Here is a 23,263-nt window from a genome sequence, read left to right as displayed (position 1 = left end):
GCGTGGGGATCACCGCCCGGGGGATCGGGCTGCTCGTCGCCGCCCTGGTGCTGCTCGGCGTCGGTTTCCGGTACGCGTACCCGGAGCTGACCGTGCTCGGCACGGCGGCCGGCGTCGCGGTCGGCTACGCCGGGGTGACCGCCGCCTGGCGGCCCCGGTTGACCGTCGCGCGGCGGGCCGACCCGGACCGGGTGGCCCGGGGCGAGCCGGCGGCGATGGAGCTGACCGTGCGCAACACCGGCCGGCTGCGGGCGGCGAACCTGGTCGCCGAGGACCGCTGCGCCGGGGCGCTGGTGCCGGTGCCGCTGCTGCGGCTGCGTCCGGGGCGGGACACGGTGGTGCGCTACCCGGTGCCGACGCACCGCCGGGGGGTGGTGCCGGTCGGGCCGCTGCGGGTGGTGCGCCGGGACCCGCTCGGGCTGGTGGCGCTGGCGCGTGGCTACGGCGGCACGGTCCCGGTGTGGGTGCACCCGCGCATCCACCCGATGTCCGCGGTGCCCACCGGCGCCGGCCGCAGCCTGGACGGGCGGACCGACAGCGTGCCGCACGGGTCGATCACGTTCGACTCGCTGCGGGAGTACGTGGTCGGCGACGAGTTGCGCCGGGTGCACTGGCGGACCAGCGCGCGGGTGGGCGAGCTGATGGTGCGGGAGAACGTGGACACCAGCCTGCCGCGCATCGTGGTGGTGTTGGACAACCGGTCGGCCGCCCATCCGGGCCGGGTGGCCGGGGTGGCGGAGTCGTTCGAGGCGGCGTGCGAGGCGGCGGCGTCGGTGGTGGCCGCGGCGGTGCGGGAGGACCTCCCGGTGCACCTGCTGCTGGTCGCGCCGGCCGAGGCCGAGCCCGCCGGGGTGGCCGGGCCGTTGGATCGTCTCGCGGCGGTCGAGCTGGCCGGCGGCGGGCCGGAGGTGTTGTCGGCGGCGGCGGGCCGGCTGCGCCAGGACCGGCTCGGCGACACGCTCGTCTTCCTCACCGGGCCGGGCGCCGGTGACGAGCTGGGGCACGTCGGCGCGCTGCGCGGCGCGTACCCGTCGGTGGTGGTGGGGATGTTCGGCGCGTCGGCGCCGACGGCGGCCGGCGCGGCGGGCCTGGTGGTGCTGGACGCGGCCGACGGCGCGGCGTTCGCCGCCGAGTGGGACGGGATCCGCCGGTGGTGACCGGGGCGTCGGCGCGGGGATGGGCGGTCCGGGGGCTGCGGGCGGCGCCGGTGCCGGTGGCGTTGGTCGTGCTGGTCGCGCTGTCCGGCGTGGTGTTGGGCCGGGTGTACGCCGATCCGCTGCTGGCCCGGTTGATGGTCGGCGCGGCGGCCGGCTCGGTGTTGGTGAGCGTGGCCGCCCGGCGGCTGGCGTCGTGGCTGGTGGCGCCGCTGTCGGTGGTCGCCCTGGCCGGCTGGACGCTGCTGTCGCTGCGGCTGGCGGCGAGCCACGCGGCGCTGCCCGGCGGGCTCGGCGAGGTGGCCGCCGACGCCGCCCGCAACGCGATCCCCCGGCTGCTGACCGCGATGATCCCGGTGCAGCCGACGCCGGACACCGTGCTGGTCCCGGTGGTGGCCGCCTGGCTGGCCGGGCTGACCGCCGCCGAGGTGGCGGTGCGGGCCGGCCGGGTGCTGGCCGGGTACCTGCCGCCGGCGCTGCTCTACGCCGGCGCGCTCTACGTGGTCGGGCCGAACGCGGCGCCGGCGGTCGGCCCGACGGTGCTGTTCGCGGCCGTGGCGGCGGCCGGCCTGGCGGCGCCGGGACGCCGGTCCGACCCGGCGGCGGACGCCGACCCGGTCGCCGGGCTCACCCCGGCGGTACGCGCGGCGGTGCGGCTCCGGCTGGCCGCCGCGAGCGCGGCCGGTCTGGCCGTGGTGGTGGCGTTGGCCGCGCTGGTCGCGCCGGTGGTCGCCGGTCAGGTCGACGCGCGTCCGGTCGACCCGCGCCGCTACGTGGAGCCGCCGCAGGTGGAGTCGCTGGACGAGAACCCGCTCATCCGGATCTCGGGCTGGGCGTTGAACCCGGACCAGCGGCTGCTCGACGTGCGTACGGTCGCCGGGCCGGCCGAGGGCGGGCCGCCGCGGATCCGGTTGGCGGTGCTCAGCGACTACGACGGGGTGACCTGGCGGGTCGGGGCCACGTACCGCAACGCGGGGCGGATCCTGCCGGCGGTCGAGCCCGCGCCGGGGGCCACCACCGAGGCGGTGCGCCAGGAGATCACGGTGGGCGACCTGACCGGGCGGCTGCTGCCGGCGGTGCCGACGCCGCGCGAGGTGGGTGGCGCGCGGGTGGCGTACGACCCGGCGAGCGGGACGCTGATCCGCCCGGAGGGGCTCGCCCCGGGGCTGCGGTACGACGTGTCCTCGGTGCGGGAGCGCCCGGATGTGAACCTGGTGAGCACCGCGAACGTGCCGGCCGGCGACGCGGTGGCGCGGGTGCTGCGGGTGCCGGACGGGGCACCGGAGCAGTTGCGGCGGCTGGCCACCCAGCTCGCCGAGGCCAACGGCGCCCCGTACGCGCGGGCCGACGCGATCGCCACGTTCCTCGCCGAGCACTACCGGGTGACCGCCGACGCGCCCAGCGGGCACGCGTACCCGAATCTGACGTTCTTCCTGTTCGGGCCGCGTAACGGCGGCGGGCAGCGGGGCACCTCGGAGCAGTTCGCCGCCGCGTTCGCGGTGCTCGGCCGGCTCGCCGGGCTGCCCACCCGGGTGGTGGTCGGGTTCGCGCCGAAGGCGGACGGGCCGGTGCGGGCCGCCGACGCGTACGCCTGGCCGGAGGTGCTGTTCGACGGCGTCGGGTGGGTGCCGTTCGACCCGATGCCGCGTCCGGACTCCGCGCCCCGCCCGGTGGAGGAGGACTTCCGGCCGCAGCCGGAGGAGCCGCCGCCGTCGGAGGTCCCGGCGCCGACCGGGCAGCCCTCGGCCTCTGCCCCGGCCGCCGCGTCCGCGCCGGACCGGGTCCGCGGCGGTCCGGGTACGCCGGTGCTGGTGGGCGGCGGCGTCGGCGGCCTGCTGCTGGTGGTCGGCGCGCTGCTGGCGGCGCTGGCCATGTCGCGCCGCCGGTTGAGCCGGTCCCGGCTGGACCGGGGTGCGCCCGGCGAGCGGGTCGCCGGCGCCTGGCGGGAGCTGACCGACGCGCTGCGGCTGGCCGGCCGCCCGGCCGGGTCGGACCTGGCGGCGGCCGAGGTGGCCGAGCGGGCCCGTGGGACGCTCGCCGAGGCCCGTGCGGCGACCGGCGCATCGGCCGGCGCGGAGGCTTCCGGCGGCGGGGTCGACGAGCTGGCCGGGTTGGTCAACCAGGTGGCTTTCGCCCCGGGCAGCACCACCGGGCAGCAGGCGGACCGGGCGGCGGCGCTGGTCACCGCGTACGGCGAGTCGCTGCGCGACGCCCGGCCACGCTGGCGGCGGTTGTGGTGGCGGGTCCACCCGGGCCCGCTGCGTTGGCGGCGCTGACGCCCGCACGCACGCCGGTTGCCGACCGGGACGGCGACGCGCGGACGCGCCCGGAGCGGGAGCCGTGCGGCCGGTCAGGAGCCGGCGGCGCGTAGCTTGCGGACGAGTTTGCGGAGGCCGGCCTGCCAGCCGTCCGGGTCCTCGGCACGGCGGCGGGCGAAGTCGGCCACCTCCGGGTGGGGCAGGATGAGGAAGCGTTCCTCGGCCAGCCCGGCGACGACCGCGTCGGCGACCTGGTCCGGGGTGAGGATCGCGCCGGACGCGGCGATCACCCGCGCGCCGAGGTGTCCCTCGGCGAGCCCGTCGGCGAGCATCGGGGTGTCCACGCCCTGCGGGCAGAGCGCGCTGACCCGGATGCCGGCGTCCCGGTAGGTGATCGCCAGCCAGTCGGCGAGGCCGACCGCCGCGTGCTTGGTGGCCGTGTACGGCGCGTCCCCGACGGCGGTCAGCAGGCCCGCCGCCGAGCAGGTGAGCAGCAGGTGGCCCTGCCCCCGGCGCAGCATGCCCGGCAGCACCGCGCGGGCGCTGTGCAGGTGGCCGAGCACGTTGACCCGCCAGGCCCGGTCCCAGTCGGCGTCGGGCGCGTCGAGGCCGCCGCCGGTGGCGACCCCGGCGTTGGCGCAGAACAGGTCGATCCGGCCGTGGCGGCGTTCGGTCTCGTCGACGAGCGCGCGGACCGCCGCCTCGTCGGTGACGTCCAGCCCGACGCCGGAGGCCACCGGGCCGATCGCGTCGGCCGCCGCGCGGGCCGCGTCGGCGGCCAGGTCGGCGAGCACCACGGCGGCGGCGCCCTCGGCGGCGAAGCGGCGGCCCAGCGCCGCGCCGATGCCACCGGCCCCGCCGGTGATCACCACCACCCGGTCGGTCAGGTTCATCTCAGCTCCCGTCCTCGGCGCCGGCCCCGAGCCGGGGCAGCAGGTCGGCCCAGGCCGCCGCGCCGCCCCCGGTCGTCTCCGGGGTGGGCAGCACCGCCAACACCGGCACGTCGACGCCCTGCGCGGCGTACCGGCGGGCAGAGGCCACGCACCGCTCGGGCGAGCCGTGCAGCACCAGCGCGTCGACCACGTCGTCGGGCACCGCGGCGGCGGCGCCGCGCCGGTCCCCCGCCGCCCAGGCCCGCCACATCTCCCCGAGCGTCTCCTGCCGGCCGAGCCAGCGGTGGAAGGCGGCGTACGCGGGCACGGTGAGATAGCCGGTGATCAGGCGGCGGCCCAGCGCGCGGGCGTAGGCGGCGTCCTCGGTGGGGCAGACGAAGATCCGGGCGGCGACCTGGAAGCCGGGGCGACGCTCCCCCAGCTCGGCGAGCGCGGTCGGCACGTCGTCGGCGGCGAGCCAGTTCAGGATCACCCCGTCGGCCTCGGCGGCGGCGAGCCGCAGCATGCCGGGGCGCAGCGCGGCCAGCAGCACCGGCGGCGGCACGGCCGGCGGGCGTTCCAGCGTGAACCGCCGGACTGCGAACGTGTCGTACGCCCCGTCGACGGTCTCGCCGCGCAGCGCCGCCCGCAGGAACCGCAGCACGTCGCGGGTGCGCCGGTAGGGCTCGTCGAACGGCACCGCGTTCCAGTCCCGCACCAGCACCGGCGAGGACGCGCCGACGCCCAGCGCGAAGCGGCCCGGCGCGGCCTCGGCCAGCGCGGCGGCGCTCATCGCCAGCAGCGCCGGCCCCCGGGTGAAGACCGGGGTGATCGCGGTGCCGAGGCGCAGCCGGGGCGCCCAGGCGGCGGCGAGCGCGAGCGGGGTGAACGCGTCCGTGCCGGCCACCTCCGACGACCAGACGTCGGTGAAGCCGGCCCGGTCCAGCGTCGCGTAGACCTCGGCGTGCTCGGCGAGCGGGATGCCGTCCAGCGGCACGGTCATGCCCCATCGGTTCGTCACCCGTCGATCGTGCCCGCCCGGCACCGCCGGAGCAAGATCAGGGGGTGATCCGCACGATCCGCGCCGCGACGGCCGCGAAGAGTGTTACGACTGCCGGGTGGACGCGATCGAGGGCGGGAGTCGGCGGTGAGGACCGCCGAGCCGGCCACCCTGCGCTCGGACGACGACGACCGGGGCCGGGCCACGTTCCTGGAGCTCTTCTTCGATCTGGTCTACGTGTTCGCGCTGACCCGGATCTCCGCGCGCGCCTTCGAGGACCTGGCGTTGGAGAGAGGCAAGACCAACTGGGAGGCGGTGACCGGCGGCGGGAAGACGTTGCTGCTGCTGATCGCGCTCTGGATGCTCTGGCAGGGCACCGCGTGGACCACCAGCCGGTACGACCCGTACCACCTGTGGTTGCAGGTCATCGTGGTCACCGCGTTGGTGTCGGCGATGGTGATGGGGGTGGCGATCCCCCGCGCGTTCACCTCGACCGGGCTGCCGTTCGCCGTCGCGTACGTGGTGGCGAGCGTCGGCCGATCGGCGATCCTGCTGCTGGTGCTGCGCCGACTCCAGTACCGCCGGCTGAAGCTGCGGATGCTGATCACGTACTGCGTCTCCGCGGTGCTGTGGCTCGCCGGCGCGGTGCTGCCCACCAACCCCCGGGTGGTGCTCTGGAGCGCGGCGCTGCTGGTGGAGTATCTCGGCAACCGGTTCGGCTGGCCGGTGCCGGGCCTGGGCCGCTCGACGATCTCCCGGTGGGACATCCACGGCCGGCACCTCGCCGAGCGGTACCAGCAGTTCTATCTGGTGGCGATCGGCGAGACGATCCTGGTCGCCGGCCTGACGTTCACCCGCTCGCCGAGCGGCTGGCCCAGCATCGTCGCGTTCTCCGCCGCCCTGGCGACGTCCGTGCTGTTGTGGCGGATCTACGTGCAGCGGGCCGGGCAGATCCTCGGCGAGGCGGTGACCGGGGCCGAGCATCCGGCCACCATCGGGCGCTCCGCCGCCGACACCCACATGGTCATGGTGATCGGCGTGGTGGTCACCGCGATCGGCTACGAGCTGGCCATCGAGCACCCCACCGGGCACAACGAACTGGCGTGGCTCGCCATGGTCCTGGGCGGGCCGGCGCTGTTCCTGGCCGGCCGGGCCCGCTTCGAGTACGAGGTGTTCGGCCGGGTCTCGCCGTCCCGGCTGGTGGCGATCGTCGCGCTGGTGCTGGCCGTACCGCTGCTGGTGCGCATCCCGCTGCTGGTGGCGGCCGGGTACGCGGTCGTGGTGCTGGCGGCGGTGGCGGTGGCCGACGTCCGCCGCGCCTGGGGCCGCCCGCCGGAGGCGCCCGCGTCGCCGTTCTGACCGCGTCCGCGCCCCGTTCCGGTCGCCCGCGCCGCCGTGCCGACCGCGCCCGACGCCTCCCGCCGGTGGGGGGACGCCACGCCCGCCGCCGGGCTACGATCCGCGCGTGACGTTCTCGCTCGTCGCCCGCTCCGCCGACGGGCACCTGCACGGCGTGGCCGTGGCCAGCCGGTTCCTCGCCGCCGGGGCGCTGGTGCCGGCCGCCGAGGCGCGGGTGGGGGCGGTCGCCACCCAGGCGCACGCCAACCTCGCCTACCGGGCGCAGGCGCTGGTGCTGCTGCGTACCGGCGTCACCGCCGCCGACACGGTGGCCGGTCTGGTCGCCGCCGACCCGGGGCGCGACGACCGGCAGCTCGCCGTGGTCGGGGCCGCCGGCGCGGGGGCCACCTGGACGGGGCCGCGCTGCCATCCCTGGGCCGGTGGGCAGGCCGGTGACGGGTGGGCCGCGCAGGGCAACATCCTGACCGGCCCGCAGGTGATCGACGCGCTGCGCGACGCCTGGCTCACCGGCACCGACCTGCCGTTCCCGCAGCGACTGCTCGCCGCGCTGGCCGCCGGGGACCGGGCCGGCGGCGACCGGCGCGGCCGGCAGAGCGCCGCGCTGCTGGTGGTGCAGCGCCACGGCGGCTACGCCGGCACCGGTGACGAGCTGGTCGACCTGCGGGTGGACGACCATCCGGACCCGGTCGCCGAGCTGCGCCGCCTGCTCGGCCTGCACACCATGATCTTCGGCCGTCCCGACCCGGCCAGCCTGCGCGACCTCACCGGCCCGCTCGCCGTCGAGGTGGCGGAGCTGCTCGCCGCCGCCGGGCACCCGGTCGGCCCGGCCGGCCTGGACGACGCGCTCGCCGCCTGGTCCGGCCTGGAGAACCTGGAGGAACGCTTCGTGCCGGGCCGGATCGACCCGATCGTGCTGGACCACCTGCGGCGCGGTGCGGCCGGCCGGTCGGCGGCCGGCGGAACCGCCGGAGCGGCGCCGGCAGCCGGCTGACCCGCCCCGGCCGGATGCCGACGGAACCGGGCGACCGGCGTCGGTGGCCCGGCGGCCGGCGTCGGTGGCCCGGCGGCCGGCGTCGGTGGCCCGGCGGCCGGCGTCGGTGGCCCGGCGGCCGGCGTCGGTGGCCCGGCGGCCGGCGTCGGTGGCCCGGCGGCCGGCGTCGGTGGCCCGGCGGCCGGCGTCGGTGGCCCGGCGGCCGGCGTCGGTGGCCCGGCGGCCGGCGTCGGTGGCCCGGCGGCCGGCGTCGGTGGCCCGGCGGCCGGCGTCGGTGGCCGGGCGGCCGGCTCAGCCGCCGAAGGCGAGGCGGCGGATGCCGGCCGCCGCCAGCGCCGCCCGCTCCGCGTCGGTGCACGGCAGTCGGCCGGTGGCCTTGCGCAGCACCGTGAGCGCGTCCCAGCCGAGCCGGTCCGGCACCGGCCGGCCGGCGGTGAGCACGTCGACCACCACGGCCGCCGCGGTCGGGGCGGTCCACGGCGGCCGGTCCAGCGCGTCGGCCAGGTCGAGGCCGTGCACCGCGACCTCCACCACGCGGGTACGCAGGAACTCGGTCAGCGCCATCGCGTCACCGTGCCGGGTGCGCACCACCCGGTCCGGCGGTTCGGCGGCCACCGCCGCGTCCGTGGCCCGCCAGGCCCGCCCGAACTCCCGTGCCACCTCGGTCGCGTCGGGCAGTTCCCGGGCCGCAGTCCGGGCCGCGTCGATCCGGTCCCGGTCGACGGCGGGTGCGAACTTGGCCGCGCCGAAGTACCCGGCGGCGGTCACCTCGGCCCGTGGCGGCGCGGGCTCGGCGAGCATCCCGGCCAGCCGGCCGGCGCCGGCGCGTACGTGGGCCAGCAGGTCCCGGACCCGCCACGGCGGGCACGGGGTGGGACGGTCCAGCGCCGCCCCGTCGAGCCCGTGCAGCACCCGCTCCAGCCGCTCGCACTCGTCGCGGAACGCGGCCCGGACCGGCTCCATCGGGCGCCTCAGCCCTTCCACCGGGGCACCAGCCGGTGCACCAGGGCGAGCACCAGCGCGGCCACCACGGCGATCGTGCCGGCGATGCCGGCCGCGCTGCCCGCGTACCCGATGAACAGCGGACGGCGGCCGAGCTCCTCGACGGCGACGGTGGACCGGTCCACCAGCCAGGACAACGCCAACGCGGAGGCCAGCATCGCCACCGCGCCGCCGATTCCGAGCACGGCGGCGGCCAGCCGGTGCGCGTCGCCGGGCTCCACCACGGCCCGCTCCCGCTGGAAGACCAGCAGCACCAGCCCGGCCACCGCGGCCCAGGCGCCGACCAGCAGGTACGCGGCGACCGCGTCGCTGGGTCGGTGCCAGCCGGCGGAGAGCGTGGCCACCCCGGCGGCGGCGGCGTAGCCGGCGCCGAGGAACGCGCCCGCCACCCGCAACTGCCGGGGCAGCACCAGGATCAGGGCGACCGCCACCGAGGCCGCGATCGTGGTGTGCCCGCTGGGCAGGCTGTTGCCGGCGGCGGCCCGCTCCGGGTCGACGCCGAACTCGGGTCGGGTGAGGACGTACTTGAGCACCTGGGTGCTGGCGTTCGCGCCGGCGATCAGCAGCGTCGCGGTGACGGCGAGCGCCTTACGGCCCCGGATCAGCGCGATGAAGCCGATCACCGCGGTCGCGGCCAGCAGCGACACCACCGACATGGCGTTGAGGAGGGTGTTCACCGGCCCGTCGACCCGGTCCTGGCCGATCTGGTTGCCGGTCAGGGCGACCGTGTCGAGCCACTGCCCCAGCTCGGTGTGCACGGCGAATCGCCACACCACCAGAAACGCGGCCGTCTGGATCAAGGCCAGTACGACCAACCAGACCGCCGTCCAACCCCTCGCCGTCTCCCGCACCCGGACAACTTAGCGGTCGGGCCGGTGCGGCGCGCGGTGGAGGACCCGCAAAAAAATAGTGGAGAGGCCGCCACGGGGGGAGCGGCCTCTCCGTCAAACACGTTACTCCGTCCGCGCCACGGATGTGATCCCGTGGAGCGCTGATTTTTCGGTGCCTTTTCGCGCCATGGGTCGCCCCGGGCGGAGTGGTGGGCCGGTCCGTCCGCTGCGTCGGCCGGACGGCCGGCCCACCCGGCCTGACCGTGGGCGTCAGGCCGTCCGCCGACCCGGCCGCTCCGTTCCCCCATCGGCCGGGTCGACCTCCTCCGTGGGCAGGGCCTCACCCGCCCACGGAGGAGTCGTCATTTCATCCCTGCGGGAAGTAGGTCCCGTAGTCGGCGTACGCCATGGCGACGTCCGCCTGCGCCCAGAACCGGTGGTAGTTGAAGACCGGCTCGGCGCCGCCGTCCAGGTACGCCTGCACCTTCGGCCAGTCCGGGTCCTTCTTGTAGAAGGACCGGATGTCCAGGAAGCTCTTGCCGGCGGCGATGGCGTCGCCGTTCGGCATCTTCCCGGTCCAGCCCGGCGGGATGTAGAGGCCCTGACCGTCGGCGGCGTTGTAGACGTCGTCGAAGCGCTTGTAGTCGCCGCGCTTCTCCGGCATCGAGACGCCCTTGCTGTCGGAGGCCGCCGAGAGCGCGTCCAGCAGGCCCTTGGCGGTGGTCTTCGCCGCGGTGTTGCCGGACTTGGCCGCGTACGCGATGAGCGTGCGGGCGTAGGCGGCGGCGACGCCGACGTCCTGACCCTTGACCGTCACCTCGACGTGCAGGTTGGAGTTCGGCTGCGGGCTGCTCGGGTTCCAGTTGGCCGGCTGGCCGGTCCACTTCATGTCCGACGGGATCGACCAGTTGGTGCCCGTGGTGGTGTTGGCGATCGCCCACGGGACCCACTTGTCCAGCAGCGCCTTGGCCTTGGCGTTGCCGGTCTGGAGGTACAGCTCGGCGATGCGCTGCATCGACCAGGCCTGCATGCCGAACCACTGGTTCGACGGCGGGTCGTTGTAGACCGGGTCGACGTCGTAGAACATGCCGTAGAAGGTGGCGGTGCCGGCCGGCGGCGTGCCGTAGTTGCCTTCCCAGCTGTTGGTGGCGCCGCCGGCGATGCCGCCCTCGGCGGACTGGAGCCAGGTGTAGAACTCGAGCTGCCGGTCCATGCTCTTCTGCCAGTCGGAGACCGCGGTCGGCGACTTCGGCTTCAGCTCCGGGACGTTGGTCATCGCCCAGGCCGCGAACGGGTTCTGGTAGCCGAAGTGGCTGGTGCTGGAGCCGATCCGCCACGACCAGTTCTGCGACGTGTCGTACGCGCCACCCCAGGCGTAGTACCAGGAGAGCAGGTAGTGCGCCGAGTCACGGCCGCTGCCGGCCGGGCACGCGGACGCGCCGACGCAGTTGCCGATCTTCTTGAAGTACTTGTCGAACAGCGAGTAGCGCAGGTAGTCGCCCATTTTGGCGGCCTTCGCCACGGTGGCCGCCACGTCGGCCTCCTTGCCCTGCGCCTTGGCCCAGGTCAGCGCCCAGTAGGCGGCCTGCACGGCGCGCGCGTCGGCGTCCGGCGCGTTGGTGTACTTCCACTGCTTGGCCGGGGCGTTGGACTCCTTGACGAACAGGTCGAGGTAGCCGTACTGGCCGCCGTGCTTGAACGTGTCGCAGGACGGCTGCGGCACGGTCTCCCACACCGACTCCTGGGTGCCCCGCTGGAAGGTGTTGATGTACGCGGGCCGGGTGGTGCCGTCGCCGCACCGGCCGTAGCCGTAGGTGTTGTCGACGTCGAGCAGCCAGTGCATGCCGTAGATGTCACCGGTGCCGTAGGTGGACTGGAGCTCCGAGCGCAGCGGGTCCTGGCCGACCGGGACGCTGGCCTCCAGCGCCGACGGGTACTGGCTGGGCAGGTTGTGCTCGGCCGCGTACTGCGGGGTGCCCGGCGAGCCGGCCGTGGGCTGGTCCGCGTGGCTGGGGATGATGTACTTCTCCATCACGGTCCACGCGTTGTTGAACGGGCTCCAGTTCTGGGTGACGCGGCCGTACTGGGCCTCCAGCCAGATCCAGAAGCTGAACGCCTCGGAGGTGGTCTCGTGCCCGTGGTCGGGCGCCTCCACGATCAGCGTCTCGACCGAGTGGTACGGCACGCCCTCGGGGCTGAAGTAACCCGAGTTCTTGATCTTGCCGTACTGGTCGAGGAACTTCTTGATGTAGGCGTTGTCGCCGCCCGGGGAGTCGTTGTCGATCTCGGTGGCGACCACCGAGACCGACGCGACGCCGGTGGCCGACGCGGCGATGGTGGCGGTGCCGCCGACCGTGTCCGCGTCCTCCGCGGCCGAGACGGTGGCGGTGACGCCGGTGCTCCAGTTGCTCGGCGTGAGCGTCAGCGTGCTCGGCGACACGGTGATGTCGCTGTCACCGGTGACGGCGAGGGTCACCGGGACGTTGGCGGTGGGCGCCGAGCTGAGCGTGTACCGGACGCTGGTGCTGCCGCCCTCGTCGACGCTGACCGCCGACGGGGTGGCGACCAGCCTCGGCCCGGTGGCCGCGCCGACCGTGAAGGACTTCTCCGCGATCGCCGTGCCGCCGGCGTTGTCGTACGCCTTGGCCTGCACGGTGTAGCTGCCGGCCGGCAGGCCCAGCAGGTCGTAGCCGTACGGCGCGGTGGTGTCGGTGTTGACCAGCAGGCCGTTGCGGTAGAACTCGACCTTGCTGATGGTGCCGTCGGCGTCGCTGGCGGTCGCGGTGAGCGGGACGTCCGCCGGCGCGGTGAACGGGCCGGTCGGCACGCCGAGGGAGACCGACGGCGGCTGGTTGCTGGAGGCGCCGTTGCAGGCGACACCGTTGAGGGTGAACGCGGTGGGCTTCGGGTTGCTGCCGCTGAACGCGCCGTTGAAGCCGATGCTGGTGGACGCGCCGGTGGGCAGGCTGCCGTTCCACGACTCGTTGGTCGCGGTCACGTCGCTGCCGCTCTGGGTCCACTTGGCCGACCAGCCCTGCGTCACGCGCTGGCTGCTGTTCGGGAACGCGAACTTCAGCGACCAGTTGTTCAGCGCGTCACCCAGGTTCTTGATGGTGACGGTGGCGGTGAACCCGTTGCTCCACTCGCTGGTCGCGTAGGTCACGTCGCAGGCGGGGGCGGCCTGGGCAGCGCTCGCGGGCAGGGTCACCCCGCCGATGGCGAGGGCGGTGGCGGCGAGCATCGCCGTGCGGCGACGTCTGGCCATGAGTCTCATCTGGGCGGTGTCTCCTCGGACCGGGCCGGGGCCGGGGCCCCGGCGGGGCGCCTCCACGCGTCGACGGGCGTACGCGGGGGGACGGAGGCGTCCGGAAAGGTGGTCGTCCCGGTCGTGCCGGGAATCGGGGCGCCGCACCGGATGTCCGGGTGCCCTCGGCGGCCCGCGCTCGCGGGGGTTGGCTCCTCGTCGCGTGACGAGAGTGTGCCATGGAAGCGCTCCCACCACAATGGCCAGGGCAGATACCCACGTCCATGTTTCGATCTCGTTTAGGGTCTTTCACAAAGCCGTGACGGGCGTTACAGTCGCAGCATCGCCGATGGGAGCGCTTCCATCGACGGAGATGTAAGTACTGAATCGCCGGGGACACCCGTGCCCGGCGTACCGGCCCAGTGGCCGGCGGCGAACCAGCCCGGACGCCGCCGCCGGCCATCACCCGCCAGATGGAGGGAGGTGGAACCAGAGCCACTCGCGTGGCCCGGCTCCCGCGCGACACGCACGACGGACGCCAATTCCCAATCGTGCGTGTGTGCATCTCGGTGGGGACGGGGGTTGCCCTCCCCCGTCCCCACACTAAACCCCCGTTGTCGACGGCAAAAGAGGCCGACGGGACAGGCGTGACACGCCACCCGGACGGCCTTTCTCGCTATCCGCTCCACCCTCGCCGCTCGCCCCAGCCCCCGAGCGACACCCGCCCACCCCACTCCGGCCGCCCGCCGGCCGCGCCGCCGCCCGCGCCGCGACCGCCGGATTCGAGGCCGGCCGCCTCCGGCCTATGCTGGGAGCGCTCCCGGCCCCGGGCGGCCCGTCACTTCGAGGAGAAGCCTCATGTCGTTACTCACCCGACGGCGCCTGCTCCGCCGCGCCGCCCTGTCCGCGACCGCGGCCGGCGCGGCCCGGACCGGGCTCGCCGGCGCCACCGCGGCCGGGGTCGCCGCCGCCACCGCACTCGGCGGCTGCGACAGCCCGCCCGAGCGCCGCACCGACTCGGAGCTGGACCGCGGGCTGCGCTTCCCGCCCGACTTCGGCTGGGGCGCGGCGACTTCGGCGTACCAGATCGAGGGGGCCGCCAAGGAGGACGGGCGGGGTGAGTCCGTCTGGGACACCTTCAGCCGCACCCCGGGGCGCACCCGCAACGGCGACACCGGCGACGTCGCGGCCGACCACTACCACCGGTACGCCCAGGACCTCGACCTGATGCGCGACCTCAGGCTGCGCAGCTACCGGTTCTCCATCTCCTGGCCGCGCATCCAGGCCGACGGCTCCGGCCGCCCGAACCAGCGCGGCCTCGACTTCTACCGCCGGATCGTGGACGGCCTGCACGAGCGGGGCATCGCGCCGATGGCCACGCTGTTCCACTGGGACCTCCCCCAGGCCCTCCAGGACGACGGCGGCTGGGAGAACCGCGACACCGCCGAGCGCTTCGCCGACTACGCCGACGTCGTGTTCCGCGCGCTCGGCGAGCGGGTGCCGGTCTGGCTGACCATCAACGAACCGAAGACCGTGGTGCAGAACGGCTACCTCACCGGGCACCATGCCCCCGGCCACCAGGACCCGGCGGCGGCGTACCTGGTCGCCCACCACCTCCAACTCGCCCACGGCCTCGCCGTGCAGGCGCTGCGCGCCTCCGGCATGCCCGGCCGGATCGGCCCGGCGCTCAACCTGCACCCGTGCTACCCGGCCGACGACAGCGCCGAGGCCGCCGCCGCGACCACGCTCTACGACGGCTACGAGAACCGCCTCTACCTCGACTCCGTCTTCAAGGGCGCATACCCGCAGGACGTGCTGGCCGACCTGGGACCGGACAGCCGGATGGCCCGGGGCATCCGGGACGGCGACCTGAAGATCATCTCCAGCCCGGTGGACCTGCTCGCGGTGCAGTACTACACCCCGATCTACGTCACCGGCAGCGGCGACACGGTCCGGAAGTGGCCCACCTCCGAGGCCGACTGGCAGCAGATCTACCCCGAGGGCCTGTACGACACCCTGACCCGGGTCACCCGCGACTACGGCCGGGTGCCGATCACCATCACCGAGAACGGCCTGCCCTGCCCGGACGCCCCCGGCCCGGACGGCACCATCGACGACGCCGGCCGGATCGCCTTCCTGCGCGACCACCTCGCCGTCGCCCACCGGGCCATCCGGGACGGGGTGCCGCTGGAGAGCTACCACGTCTGGTCGCTGATGGACAACTTCGAGTGGAACGAGGGGTACGAGGAGCGCTGGGGCCTGATCTACGTGGACTACCCGACCCAGCGGCGGCTGTTCAAGCGCAGCGCCCACTGGTACCGCGACGTGATCCGCCGCAACGGACTCTAGGCGGGCGCGGCCCGGCCGGCGACGTCGCCGGCCGGGTGTCCGGTCAACGCGGCAGCGCCTGTTGCAGCTCGGCCCGCAGCGCCGGGGTGAGCATCTCGCCGGCCTGCTTGGCCAGCCGCGCCATCTCGTAGCCGACCACGCCGATGTCGGCGTCGCCGCCGGCCAGCGTCGCCAGGATCGAACCGTCCCGGATCTGCATCACCAGGAAGTAGCCGCGACCCATCTCGACCACGGTCTGCTTGACGATGTCGCCGTCGAACATCTGGGCCGCGCCCGCGGTGATGCTCATCAGCCCCGACGTCACCGCGGCGAGCTTGTCCGCGTGGTCCCGGGGCAGATGCGCGGAGATCGCCACCAGCAGCCCGTCGGAGGACACCACCACGGCGTGCGCCACGCCGGGAACCCGCTCGGCGAACGCGGTCACCAGCCAGCTCAGGTCCCGTGCCTCCTGGCTCAACGTCGTCACTGTCGTCGTCCCCCTTCGTCGCGCGGCAGGTACATCTCGGTCGTCTCCTCAGCCTCGGCCCGTCGTACCCCGCCGTAGAAGCGGGACAGCATACCGCCCACCGCGTCCGGGTCCGGCTCGTGCCGTACCGCCGCGCGGTCCGGCCCGGCGGGCGAGGACACCGCGGCGAGCTGGGCCATCGGCACGCGTACCGGCAGGCCACGCTCGTTGGTCCCCCCGGTGACCGGCGTCCGGGCCGGCGCCGGCGTCACACCGAGCACCGACGACGTCGGACCTTGCCGGGTGAACCAGCCGCCACCGGCCGCCGGACCGGCGGCCGGCGCCAGCACGTCCTCGGCCCGGCCGGGCACCGGCCGGGGCCGCGGGACGGCGGACGCCGGCGGGCCGGACGGCGCGGCCTCCGGCACGTCGCCGAGCGGCCGGCCGGTCAGCGGCGACACCGGCAGCGCCGGCTGCGGCGGCCGGCCCGGCGGCGGTGACTGGCCCGAATGCGGCGACGGACCCGGCTGCGGCCGGAGCAGCGGCGACACCGGGTGCCGACCGGCCACCGGCAGCTCGGCGGTGGCCGCGCCGAGCGCGCGGGACGCCGCGGCGACCTGGCCGCTCAACATCCGCGCCGGCACCGGCGGGTCCAGCCCCGGCGCGGGCGCCTCGGCCAGCAGGTGGGCCGGGATCCGGACGCGGGTCACCAGGCCCTCCCGGCCGGCGCGCAACTGCACCCGCACCCCGTGCCGGGCGCCCAGGTGGCTCACCACGAACAGGCCCATCCGCTCGGAGGCGGACACGTCGGCCGCCGGCGGCTCGGCCAGCACCGCGTTCGCCTCGGCCAGCGCGGCCTGGCTCATGCCGAGCCCCCGGTCCACGATCTCCACCAGCGCGCCCGGGCCGTCCGACTCGACCACGACCCGCACCGCCGTCTCCGGACGGGAGAACGCGGTGGCGTTCTCCAGCAGCTCCGCGAACAGGTGCACCAGGTCACCGACGGCGTGCCCGACCACGTGCAGGCCGGCACGGTTCTCGTGACGCACCCGCTGGTACTGCTCGATCTCCGCGCTCGCCGCCAGCAGCACCGCGCCCAGCCCCACCGGGCGGTTCCACCGCCGGGTCGACTCGGTGCCGGCGAGCACCAGCAGGCTCTCGTCGTTGCGCCGCATCCGGGCGGCGAGGTGGTCCAGCTTGAACAGGTTCTCTAACTGGTCCGGGTCGCTCTCCTCGCGCTCCAGGTCGTCGAGCAGCTCCAACTGCCGCTCGACCAGCACCTGACTGCGCCGGGCCAGGTTGACGAACATGGCGTTCACGTTGCGGCGCATCATCGCCTGCTCGACCGCGACGTCCACCGCGCTGCGGTGCACCGCCACGAACGCCTCGGCGAGCTCGCCGAGCTCGTCCTGGGAGTCGATCACCGCGGGTGGCACGTCGATCCGGTCCACCGGACGGTTCATCACGCGCAGCCGCTCCAGCGTCATCGGCAGCTCCACCTGCGCGATGCGCAACGCCTGGCCGCGCAACTGGCGCATCGCCCGGGCCACCGACCGGCCAACCAGCAGCGAGATGAGCACGGCGACCAGCAGCACCGCGACGATGCCGCCGGCCACCAGCAACGTCTCGCGTAGCTGCCGGACGCTCGCGTCGTCGGCCCGGCTCACCGCGTCGTCGACGATCTCGCTCTCGAGCTGGCGGAACAGCTCCTGCCGCTGCTCGGTGGCCGCCCACCACTGCGGCGCGGACAGCACCGCCGGCGTCGCCTCGCCGGCGGGCAGGGTCCGCTCCTCCAGCCGGGTGGCCGTGACGAAGGCCGGGTCGACCGACGTCTGGTCGTAGCGACGGATCTGCTCGGCGGTCGCCGCCACCCGGAACGCACCCAGCGCGGTGAGCTGCTGGGCCCGCAGGTCGCTGAGCGTCACCTGGTCGTCCGGCTCGTACCGGCCGGCGCGGGCGGCGGCGTACAGCTCGGCGCGGATCCGCGAGGACAGCTCCTTGACGCGGGCCAGCTGCACGTACCGCAGCACCGCCTCGGTCAGCGCCCGCTGCCCGTCCCCCGGCGACGGTTCGGCCAGCAGGTTGAGCAGCGCCGCGACGGCCCGGTGGTAGGTGCCGAGCACGGTGTCGCCGGAGAGCACCGCCGGCGGCACCGCGGCCCGGATGTTCACCACCTGGTCGTACGCCTCCAGCGCCTCCGAGTAGGAGACCTGCCAGGCGGCGTCGGCGTCGGCCAGTGGCTCGGCCGCGGTCCGCAGCTCGTCCACCGCCCGGTCGGTGGCCTCCTGCAACGGCCGCAGCGCGGCGACCGCGGCGTCCCGGTCGGCGCCGGTGCCGGACCGGCGCAACGCGGCCAGCTCACCGGCGGAACGGTCGCGCTCCTGCTGGAGCCGGTCGACCACGGCGGTGATCTGCCGGCCGATGCCGACCTGCTCGGCGAAGTCGCTCAGCGCCGTGGTCTGCCCCACCAGCCCCCGGGTCTGCACGCCGGCCAGGACCAGGAACGCCACCGAGGGGATCACCAGCACCGTGGCGAGCTTGGTGCCCAGCCGCCAGTCCCGCAGGCGGAACCCGGAACGCCGCCGGTGCGGCGGTGGGGCCGCGCCGCGAACCGGGTCGGGACCTGCGCCCACACTTGCCTCCTCGTCCGACTCCACCACGCCGGGGAGCGGGATCCATCCAACCAGGCCGACGGGCGGTGTCAACGCCCGCCCGGACGGCATGAGCAGGACGGTCAGCGCGGCGGGACGGTGCTCGGGTCGTCGGCGTCCGGCCGGCCGATACCGCCGACGCCGCCGATGCCGGCCGCCGCCGGGACCCGACCCAGAGCCACCAACGCGGCACCGGTCCCCCCGATCTCCGGGTTGCGCTGCCACCGCACCGTACGCGGGACGAGCGCCTCGGCGAAGGCCGCCCGCCACCACGGCGAGGCGGTCAACGCGCCGCCGCCGAGCACCACCTCCATCGGGTCGGCGAGACCGGCCTCCAGCAACGCGAGGTCGTCGGCGACGAGCCGGCACAGCCCACCCATCAGGCCGGCGAGGAGCTCGACAGCGGTGGTGCCGAAGCTCAACCCGCCCAGCTCGCCCGACCCGGCCGGCGCCGTGCCCGGTGGCCGGTCGCCGCCGAAGCGGGGATTGGCCCGCAGCGCCCGGCCGCCGGCCACCCGGTGCAGCGCGGCCTCCAACTCGGCGCCCTCCGGCAGGCGCAACTCGCGACTCGCCCAGGCGAACAGGTTCCCGCCGCTGGAGTACGCCGCCCCGGTCACCACGTGGTCGTGGTCGACCCGGTACCGCCAGAGCTGGTCCGGCAGCGGCGGCAGCTCCGCGCCGGCCGGCACGGCCTGGATCATGCGGACCGCCGCGGACGTGCCGACGGTGACCGCGGCGCGCGACTCGTCGACACACCCGGAACCCACGTTGGACGCCGCGCCGTCGCCGACCGGCGCCGCCCAACGCGCCTCGGCCAGCTGCGGCCAGCGCCGCGCGTGCTCCGGGTTCAACCGACCGTGCCAGCCCTCCGGCGCCAGCGGCGGCAGCCGCTCCGGGCGTACGCCGGCCAGCGCGCACGCCTCCGCGTCCCAGTCCAGGCGGCGCAGGTCGAGCAGGCCGGTGCCGGAGGCCAGCGACACCGACATCGGCGCGTCGTCGAGCAGCGCGCCGAGAACGTACTCGGCCAGGCCGGCGAACCGCGGGGACGCGTCGCCCGCGCGCTCCCGCAGCCACGGCAGTCGCACCGACCAGTAGCAGCGGTGCCACCAGGTGCCGGTACGCCGGTGGAAGTCGTCCGGGTCGGCCGGGCCGGCGGCCCCGGCGGGCGGCGTCGGTCGGGTGTCCAGCCAGGTCAGCACCGGACCCGACGGGGTGCCGTCGGCGGCCAGCGGCAGCACCGAGTGCCACTGCGCCGACGTCGCCACCAGCCCGACCTCCCGCAGGTGGCCGCCGGCGGCCAGCTCGTCGAGGCACTCCACCAGGCAGGCCAGGTAGCCGGCGCCGTCCAGCGTCCCGGCGCCGTCGTCGCCGGTGGCCAGGTGCACCTTGCGACGGGCCAGCGCGCCCGGACGCGGTACGGCGTCCGCGTCCAGCACCAGCCCGCGTACCGACGAGGTGCCCAGGTCCAGAGCGAGAATGTCCATCGCCGGTCAACCTACCCGGCGTCGGCGCGCATGCCGTGGCCGATCGGGGGTAGGCGAAGGACGACCGGTGGTCCGGACGGGTTCGAGAGCCCCCGTCCGGTCACCGGTCACCCGCGTGCCGCGACGGTCAGCCGGCCATGCCCCGCTTGAGCGCGGCCCCCGTCAGCACGGCCCGCTTCGCGGTGAGCGCGGTGGCGGCCAACGCGACGTGGTCCGGGGCGATCTCCCCGTTGTTGCTGGTGTGCGACGCGCCGTACGGGTTGCCGGCGACGAACTGGCTCTGGTCGGTGTAGCCGGGCGTCACCACGACGCCGCCCCAGTGGTAGAAGACGGTGTAGAGCGACAGCAGCGTCGCCTCCTGACCGCCGTGCGAGGTCGCGGTCGAGGTGAAGCCGGTGTAGACCTTGTCGGCCAGCAGGCCGTTGGCCCACAGCGGGCCGGTGGTGTCGATGAACTGCTTGAGCTGAGCGGCGATCATGCCGTACCGGGTGGGCGACCCCATGATCACGACGTCGGCCCAGGACAGGTCGTCCGGCTCGGCCTCCATCACGTCCTGCGTCTCCAACCGGTGCGCCTGCCAGCCCGAGTTGGAGCGGATCGCCTCGTCCGGCGCCAGCTCACGCACCTTGCGCAGGCGCACCTCGGCACCGGCCTCCCCTGCCGCCTCGACCGCCGCCTGCGCCATCTGGTAGGTGATGCCGGTCGCGCTGTAGTAGATCACCGCGACCTTGACCTGGCCATCCATCAGAGCTTCTCCTTCTCGATTCGCCGGTGAGCTCCGGCGACTACCCGTTGTTTGCCGCGTCAAACGCCGCGCGTGCCATGCTCGTCCGGTGGAGATCCGTACCGCGACGCCGGCCGACTGGCCCCTGATCTGGCCGTTCCTGCACGACATCGTGGCCGCCGGCGAGACGTACACCTGGCCCCGCGACGTCACCGAGGAGCAGGCCCGCCGGCTGTGGATGGCGACGCCGCCCGGGCGGACCCTGGTCGCGGTCGACCCGGACGGCACGGTGCTCGGCTCGGCGAAGCTGGCGCCGAACCAGGCCGGCCCGGGCGACCACGTGGCCAACGCCGGCTTCATGGTCGCCCCGGCCGCCGGGGGCCGCGGCGTCGGTCGGGCGCTCGCCGAGCACGTGCTGGACGTGGCCCGCGCGGACGGCTACCGGGCCATGCAGTTCAACGCCGTGGTGGCCAGCAACACCCGGGCGGTGCGGCTGTGGCGGTCGCTGGGCTTCGAGGTGGTCGGCCGGGTGCCGGAGGGCTTCCGGCACCCCAGCCAGGGGTACGTCGACCTGTTGGTGATGCACCGCCGGCTGGTGTGACGACGGCTCAAGATTTGCGCAAGTTCGGCGGGCAACCGCTCTCCCGGCCGCTCGTGCCGGGGATCCTGGTCAGACCGGCGCCGGCCGACCGCCGCCCCGCGCCGGGAGCCTGAACGGGGGATCGCGCTCCGTCGGCAACGGCGCCGGCGTAGCGCGATCAGGGGTGCCGGTGTTCAGCGCCGACGCAGCCGGGTGCGGCTGAGGACCAGGGCCGTCGCGGCCGTGAACGAGTCGACAGGTGACGTCACCCGGAGCTGGTAGAGAAGCGCCTCGGGCGAGTTCGTCCGGGTCTTCGCGAGATAGCCGTACTCGTCCACCACCTCGCTGTCGGCGCACTCGGCGAACGCGACGCAGGCGGCGATGCTCAGCACCTGGGAGGCGGGATCGCGCTGCGACGTCACCCAGGCGAACACCCCGGACTCCGGGTCGTCGACGCCCGGAAGGAACTCGCTGAGGCTCAGCAGCGCCCCGGCGTTCCACTCGGGAACCTCGAGGAAGAAGTCGATGTCGGCGGCGAGGCCGGCGGGTTCGGCGACGCGGTCCAGGGCGTCCGCCCGCAGCGGCACGGCGGGCCCGCCGCGGCGGCGCTCCGCGGACGCCTCGACGACGCGGACGGGCGGCGGGGCGTCCGGCTGGCCGAGCAGGTCGGCCAGCCGGACGCGCGTGAGATCGACGGCCTCGTGGAGGGTGAACCGACGGTTCACCCTGAGGTGCCACTCGATCGCCATGTCGGAAACCCTAGCTACAGGACCCGGCGATGCAATGGATCCAGCCGCTGGCGGTCTTGATGTAGACCTCCTTCACGATGCCCTGCCGGGTGATGTCCCGGATGCCGGGCCCACCTTCGATGAAGCTCTGCAACCGCGCATGGTCGAGGTTGTTCGCCCGGACGTAGCCGCGGCGCGCTGCGCGGCCTCCTCCTAAGCTGACCGTCCACCTAGTCGACGGGAGGCCGCCGTGACCGTACGCCTCACCCGCGCCGAGGCGCTCGCGCTGCGCATGACCAGCCTGTTGCTGCGCCCGCACCCGGTCGCTCGGCTGGAGCGGGTGGCCGACGTGGTCGAGTGGTTCGGCGCCATGCAGGCGCAGGACGCGGCCAGCGGGCTGTGGTCGCTGGGCGTACGCCTGCCCGCCCGTACCCGGGACGACGTCCACGCGGCGCTGGAGCGGCGCGAGGCGTTGCGCACCTGGCCGATGCGCGGCACGGTCCATCTGGTGCCGGCGCGGGACGCGCACTGGATGCTGGCGGTGACCGGCGTCCGGGCCCTGGCCGGCGCGGCGGCCAGGTGGCGGCAGCTCGGGCTGACGCTCGCCGACGGGGACCACGCCGGCGACGTGCTCGGCGCGGCGCTGAGCGGGGGTGGCCGGCTGACCCGCAGCGAGTGCCTGGCCGCGCTGCGCGCCGCCGGGCTGGACACCACCGGTCAGCGCGGCTACCACCTGCTCTGGTACGCGAGCCAGCGCGGCATCACCTGCATCGCCCCGCACGTCGGCACCGAGCAGACGTTCGCGCTGCTCGACGAGTGGGCACCCGACCCGCACCGCCCGGAGCGGGACGAGGCGCTGGCGTTGCTGGCCCACCGCTACGTGCGCGGCCACGGCCCGGTGACCCGGCACGAGCTGGCCCGGTGGAGCGGCCTGACGGTCACCGACGCGACCCGGGCGCTGGCGCTGGCCGGTGACCTCCTCGCCCCGGTCGAGGTCGACGGTGAACCGGCCGTGGTCGACGCGGCGCTGCTCGACGCCCCCCGCAGCCCGGTCGACGACCTACACACACTGCCCGGCTTCGACGAGTACCTGCTCGGCTACCGGGACCGCTCGCTGATGCTCGACCCGGGGCACGCCGCCGCCGTGGTGCCCGGCAACAACGGCATGTTCCAGTCCACGGTGGTGCGCGGCGGCCGGGTGGTCGGCACCTGGAAACGGACGCTGGGGGCGACGGCGGTGACCGTGACGGTGCGGCAGCTCACCCCGTTCGATGCCGAGCTGCGCGCCCGGGTCGACGCGGCCCTGACCCGGTACGCCCGCTTCCTCGGGCTGGCGCTGCGTCACTCCTGGTGACACTGCCGCTCGTCGTGCTGCCCACCGAACGGTCACACGGAGTGCCCGACCCGCTCCGGTACCCCGCAGCGCCGCCGCTTCCGCGTTCGGGTCGCTGACCAGCCGTCATCGGGTTCTTCCCCGGTGCCGACGGGACACCTCGGGGTGCCCTTTGCTCTGCAACCACGGACGCAGCAGGGAACGCAGCGTCAGTGCTGCGTCGGAGGCTGCAGAGCAAAGGGGCGCGGCGGTGGAAACC

General features: G+C 75.2%; 18 protein-coding genes. 7 read left to right on the top strand and 11 right to left on the bottom strand.

The features are described from left to right. Positions 1-2 precede the first annotated feature (2 nt). Together VKK44_RS08115 and VKK44_RS08110 are read left to right on the top strand one after the other, a co-directional pair. The gene (locus VKK44_RS08115; RefSeq protein WP_343446230.1) at positions 3-1,157 is read left to right on the top strand and encodes a DUF58 domain-containing protein; all 1,155 of its coding nucleotides are present in this window, start codon (positions 3-5) and stop codon (positions 1,155-1,157) included. After that, complete coding sequence (locus tag VKK44_RS08110) at positions 1,154-3,430, top strand: DUF3488 and transglutaminase-like domain-containing protein (protein ID WP_343447713.1); 2,277 nt, start codon at positions 1,154-1,156, stop codon at positions 3,428-3,430. The genes VKK44_RS08115 and VKK44_RS08110 overlap by 4 nt, the downstream gene beginning before the upstream one ends. Before the next feature lie 74 nt (positions 3,431-3,504). On the opposite strand, the gene VKK44_RS08105 is transcribed toward VKK44_RS08110, so the two are convergent. Further along, the gene (locus VKK44_RS08105) at positions 3,505-4,305 is read right to left on the bottom strand and encodes an SDR family oxidoreductase (protein ID WP_343446229.1); all 801 of its coding nucleotides are present in this window, start codon (positions 4,303-4,305) and stop codon (positions 3,505-3,507) included. A 1-nt stretch (position 4,306) separates the two neighbouring features. Further along, positions 4,307-5,287, bottom strand: a complete 981-nt coding sequence (locus VKK44_RS08100) for an LLM class F420-dependent oxidoreductase (protein ID WP_343447712.1) — start codon at positions 5,285-5,287, stop codon at positions 4,307-4,309. Positions 5,288-5,431: 144 nt separating this feature from the next. On the opposite strand from VKK44_RS08100, the gene VKK44_RS08095 reads away from it, so the two are divergent. Together VKK44_RS08095 and VKK44_RS08090 are read left to right on the top strand one after the other, a co-directional pair. Then, positions 5,432-6,643 carry a low temperature requirement protein A gene (locus VKK44_RS08095; protein WP_343446228.1) on the top strand — a complete coding sequence of 404 codons (1,212 nt, stop codon included), beginning with the start codon at positions 5,432-5,434 and terminating at the stop codon, positions 6,641-6,643. Between the two features lie 106 nt (positions 6,644-6,749). Next, a complete protein-coding gene (locus tag VKK44_RS08090) occupies positions 6,750-7,634 on the top strand; it encodes a DUF1028 domain-containing protein (RefSeq protein WP_343446226.1) in 885 nt (294 codons plus the stop codon). A gap of 291 nt (positions 7,635-7,925) precedes the next feature. Here VKK44_RS08090 and VKK44_RS08085 read toward each other — a convergent pair whose 3' ends face one another. From VKK44_RS08085 to VKK44_RS08075, 3 genes are all read right to left on the bottom strand, one after another. Next, positions 7,926-8,597 (bottom strand): maleylpyruvate isomerase N-terminal domain-containing protein, encoded by a 672-nt coding sequence (locus VKK44_RS08085; RefSeq protein WP_343447711.1) that lies wholly within the window; start codon positions 8,595-8,597, stop codon positions 7,926-7,928. A gap of 8 nt (positions 8,598-8,605) precedes the next feature. Beyond that, the gene (locus VKK44_RS08080; protein WP_343446225.1) at positions 8,606-9,487 is read right to left on the bottom strand and encodes a phosphatase PAP2 family protein; all 882 of its coding nucleotides are present in this window, start codon (positions 9,485-9,487) and stop codon (positions 8,606-8,608) included. 346 nt (positions 9,488-9,833) lie between these two features. Further along, the gene (locus tag VKK44_RS08075; protein ID WP_343446224.1) at positions 9,834-12,731 is read right to left on the bottom strand and encodes a glycoside hydrolase family 48 protein; all 2,898 of its coding nucleotides are present in this window, start codon (positions 12,729-12,731) and stop codon (positions 9,834-9,836) included. 837 nt (positions 12,732-13,568) lie between these two features. On the opposite strand from VKK44_RS08075, the gene VKK44_RS08070 reads away from it, so the two are divergent. After that, complete coding sequence (locus VKK44_RS08070; protein ID WP_343446223.1) at positions 13,569-15,059, top strand: GH1 family beta-glucosidase; 1,491 nt, start codon at positions 13,569-13,571, stop codon at positions 15,057-15,059. A 43-nt stretch (positions 15,060-15,102) separates the two neighbouring features. Here the strand turns inward: VKK44_RS08070 and VKK44_RS08065 are convergent, their stop codons facing one another. The 4 genes from VKK44_RS08065 to wrbA all read right to left on the bottom strand — a co-directional run bounded on the left by VKK44_RS08065 (position 15,103) and on the right by wrbA (position 20,384). Beyond that, positions 15,103-15,525 (bottom strand): roadblock/LC7 domain-containing protein, encoded by a 423-nt coding sequence (locus tag VKK44_RS08065; RefSeq protein ID WP_458351622.1) that lies wholly within the window; start codon positions 15,523-15,525, stop codon positions 15,103-15,105. Then, the gene (locus VKK44_RS08060; RefSeq protein ID WP_343446221.1) at positions 15,522-18,137 is read right to left on the bottom strand and encodes a nitrate- and nitrite sensing domain-containing protein; all 2,616 of its coding nucleotides are present in this window, start codon (positions 18,135-18,137) and stop codon (positions 15,522-15,524) included. The genes VKK44_RS08065 and VKK44_RS08060 overlap by 4 nt, the downstream gene beginning before the upstream one ends. Before the next feature lie 101 nt (positions 18,138-18,238). After that, on the bottom strand, positions 18,239-19,639 hold the full coding sequence (locus tag VKK44_RS08055; protein WP_343446220.1) for an FGGY family carbohydrate kinase: 1,401 nt from the start codon (positions 19,637-19,639) through the stop codon (positions 18,239-18,241). A 127-nt stretch (positions 19,640-19,766) separates the two neighbouring features. Then, complete coding sequence (gene wrbA / locus VKK44_RS08050) at positions 19,767-20,384, bottom strand: NAD(P)H:quinone oxidoreductase (protein WP_343446219.1); 618 nt, start codon at positions 20,382-20,384, stop codon at positions 19,767-19,769. An 88-nt stretch (positions 20,385-20,472) separates the two neighbouring features. On the opposite strand from wrbA, the gene VKK44_RS08045 reads away from it, so the two are divergent. Next, positions 20,473-20,964: a GNAT family N-acetyltransferase gene (locus VKK44_RS08045; protein ID WP_343446218.1), complete on the top strand. Its 492-nt coding sequence runs from the start codon at positions 20,473-20,475 to the stop codon at positions 20,962-20,964. 173 nt (positions 20,965-21,137) lie between these two features. On the opposite strand, the gene VKK44_RS08040 is transcribed toward VKK44_RS08045, so the two are convergent. Together VKK44_RS08040 and VKK44_RS08035 are read right to left on the bottom strand one after the other, a co-directional pair. Beyond that, positions 21,138-21,692 (bottom strand): hypothetical protein, encoded by a 555-nt coding sequence (locus VKK44_RS08040; RefSeq protein ID WP_343446217.1) that lies wholly within the window; start codon positions 21,690-21,692, stop codon positions 21,138-21,140. A gap of 10 nt (positions 21,693-21,702) precedes the next feature. Then, positions 21,703-21,825, bottom strand: coding sequence for a hypothetical protein (locus VKK44_RS08035; protein ID WP_343446216.1), 123 nt, complete (start codon positions 21,823-21,825; stop codon positions 21,703-21,705). A 96-nt stretch (positions 21,826-21,921) separates the two neighbouring features. On the opposite strand from VKK44_RS08035, the gene VKK44_RS08030 reads away from it, so the two are divergent. Continuing rightward, positions 21,922-23,025, top strand: coding sequence for a winged helix DNA-binding domain-containing protein (locus VKK44_RS08030; protein WP_343446215.1), 1,104 nt, complete (start codon positions 21,922-21,924; stop codon positions 23,023-23,025). The last annotated feature ends 238 nt before the right edge of the window (positions 23,026-23,263 follow it).

The organism is Micromonospora sp. DSM 45708 (assembly GCF_039566955.1).
GTDB lineage: Bacteria > Actinomycetota > Actinomycetes > Mycobacteriales > Micromonosporaceae > Micromonospora.
Note: the sequence above shows the minus strand (reverse complement) of the source record. Positions and strands in the feature narration are given on the sequence as shown.

Coding starts and splice junctions, on each gene's coding strand:
- wrbA (WP_343446219.1), bottom strand. CDS start 20,384: ATGGATGGCCAGGTCAAGGTCGCGGTGATCTACTACAGCGCGACCGGC.
- VKK44_RS08055 (WP_343446220.1), bottom strand. CDS start 19,639: ATGGACATTCTCGCTCTGGACCTGGGCACCTCGTCGGTACGCGGGCTG.
- VKK44_RS08070 (WP_343446223.1), top strand. CDS start 13,569: ATGTCGTTACTCACCCGACGGCGCCTGCTCCGCCGCGCCGCCCTGTCC.
- VKK44_RS08040 (WP_343446217.1), bottom strand. CDS start 21,692: ATGGCGATCGAGTGGCACCTCAGGGTGAACCGTCGGTTCACCCTCCAC.
- VKK44_RS08105 (WP_343446229.1), bottom strand. CDS start 4,305: ATGAACCTGACCGACCGGGTGGTGGTGATCACCGGCGGGGCCGGTGGC.
- VKK44_RS08100 (WP_343447712.1), bottom strand. CDS start 5,287: ATGACCGTGCCGCTGGACGGCATCCCGCTCGCCGAGCACGCCGAGGTC.
- VKK44_RS08085 (WP_343447711.1), bottom strand. CDS start 8,597: ATGGAGCCGGTCCGGGCCGCGTTCCGCGACGAGTGCGAGCGGCTGGAG.
- VKK44_RS08075 (WP_343446224.1), bottom strand. CDS start 12,731: ATGGCCAGACGTCGCCGCACGGCGATGCTCGCCGCCACCGCCCTCGCC.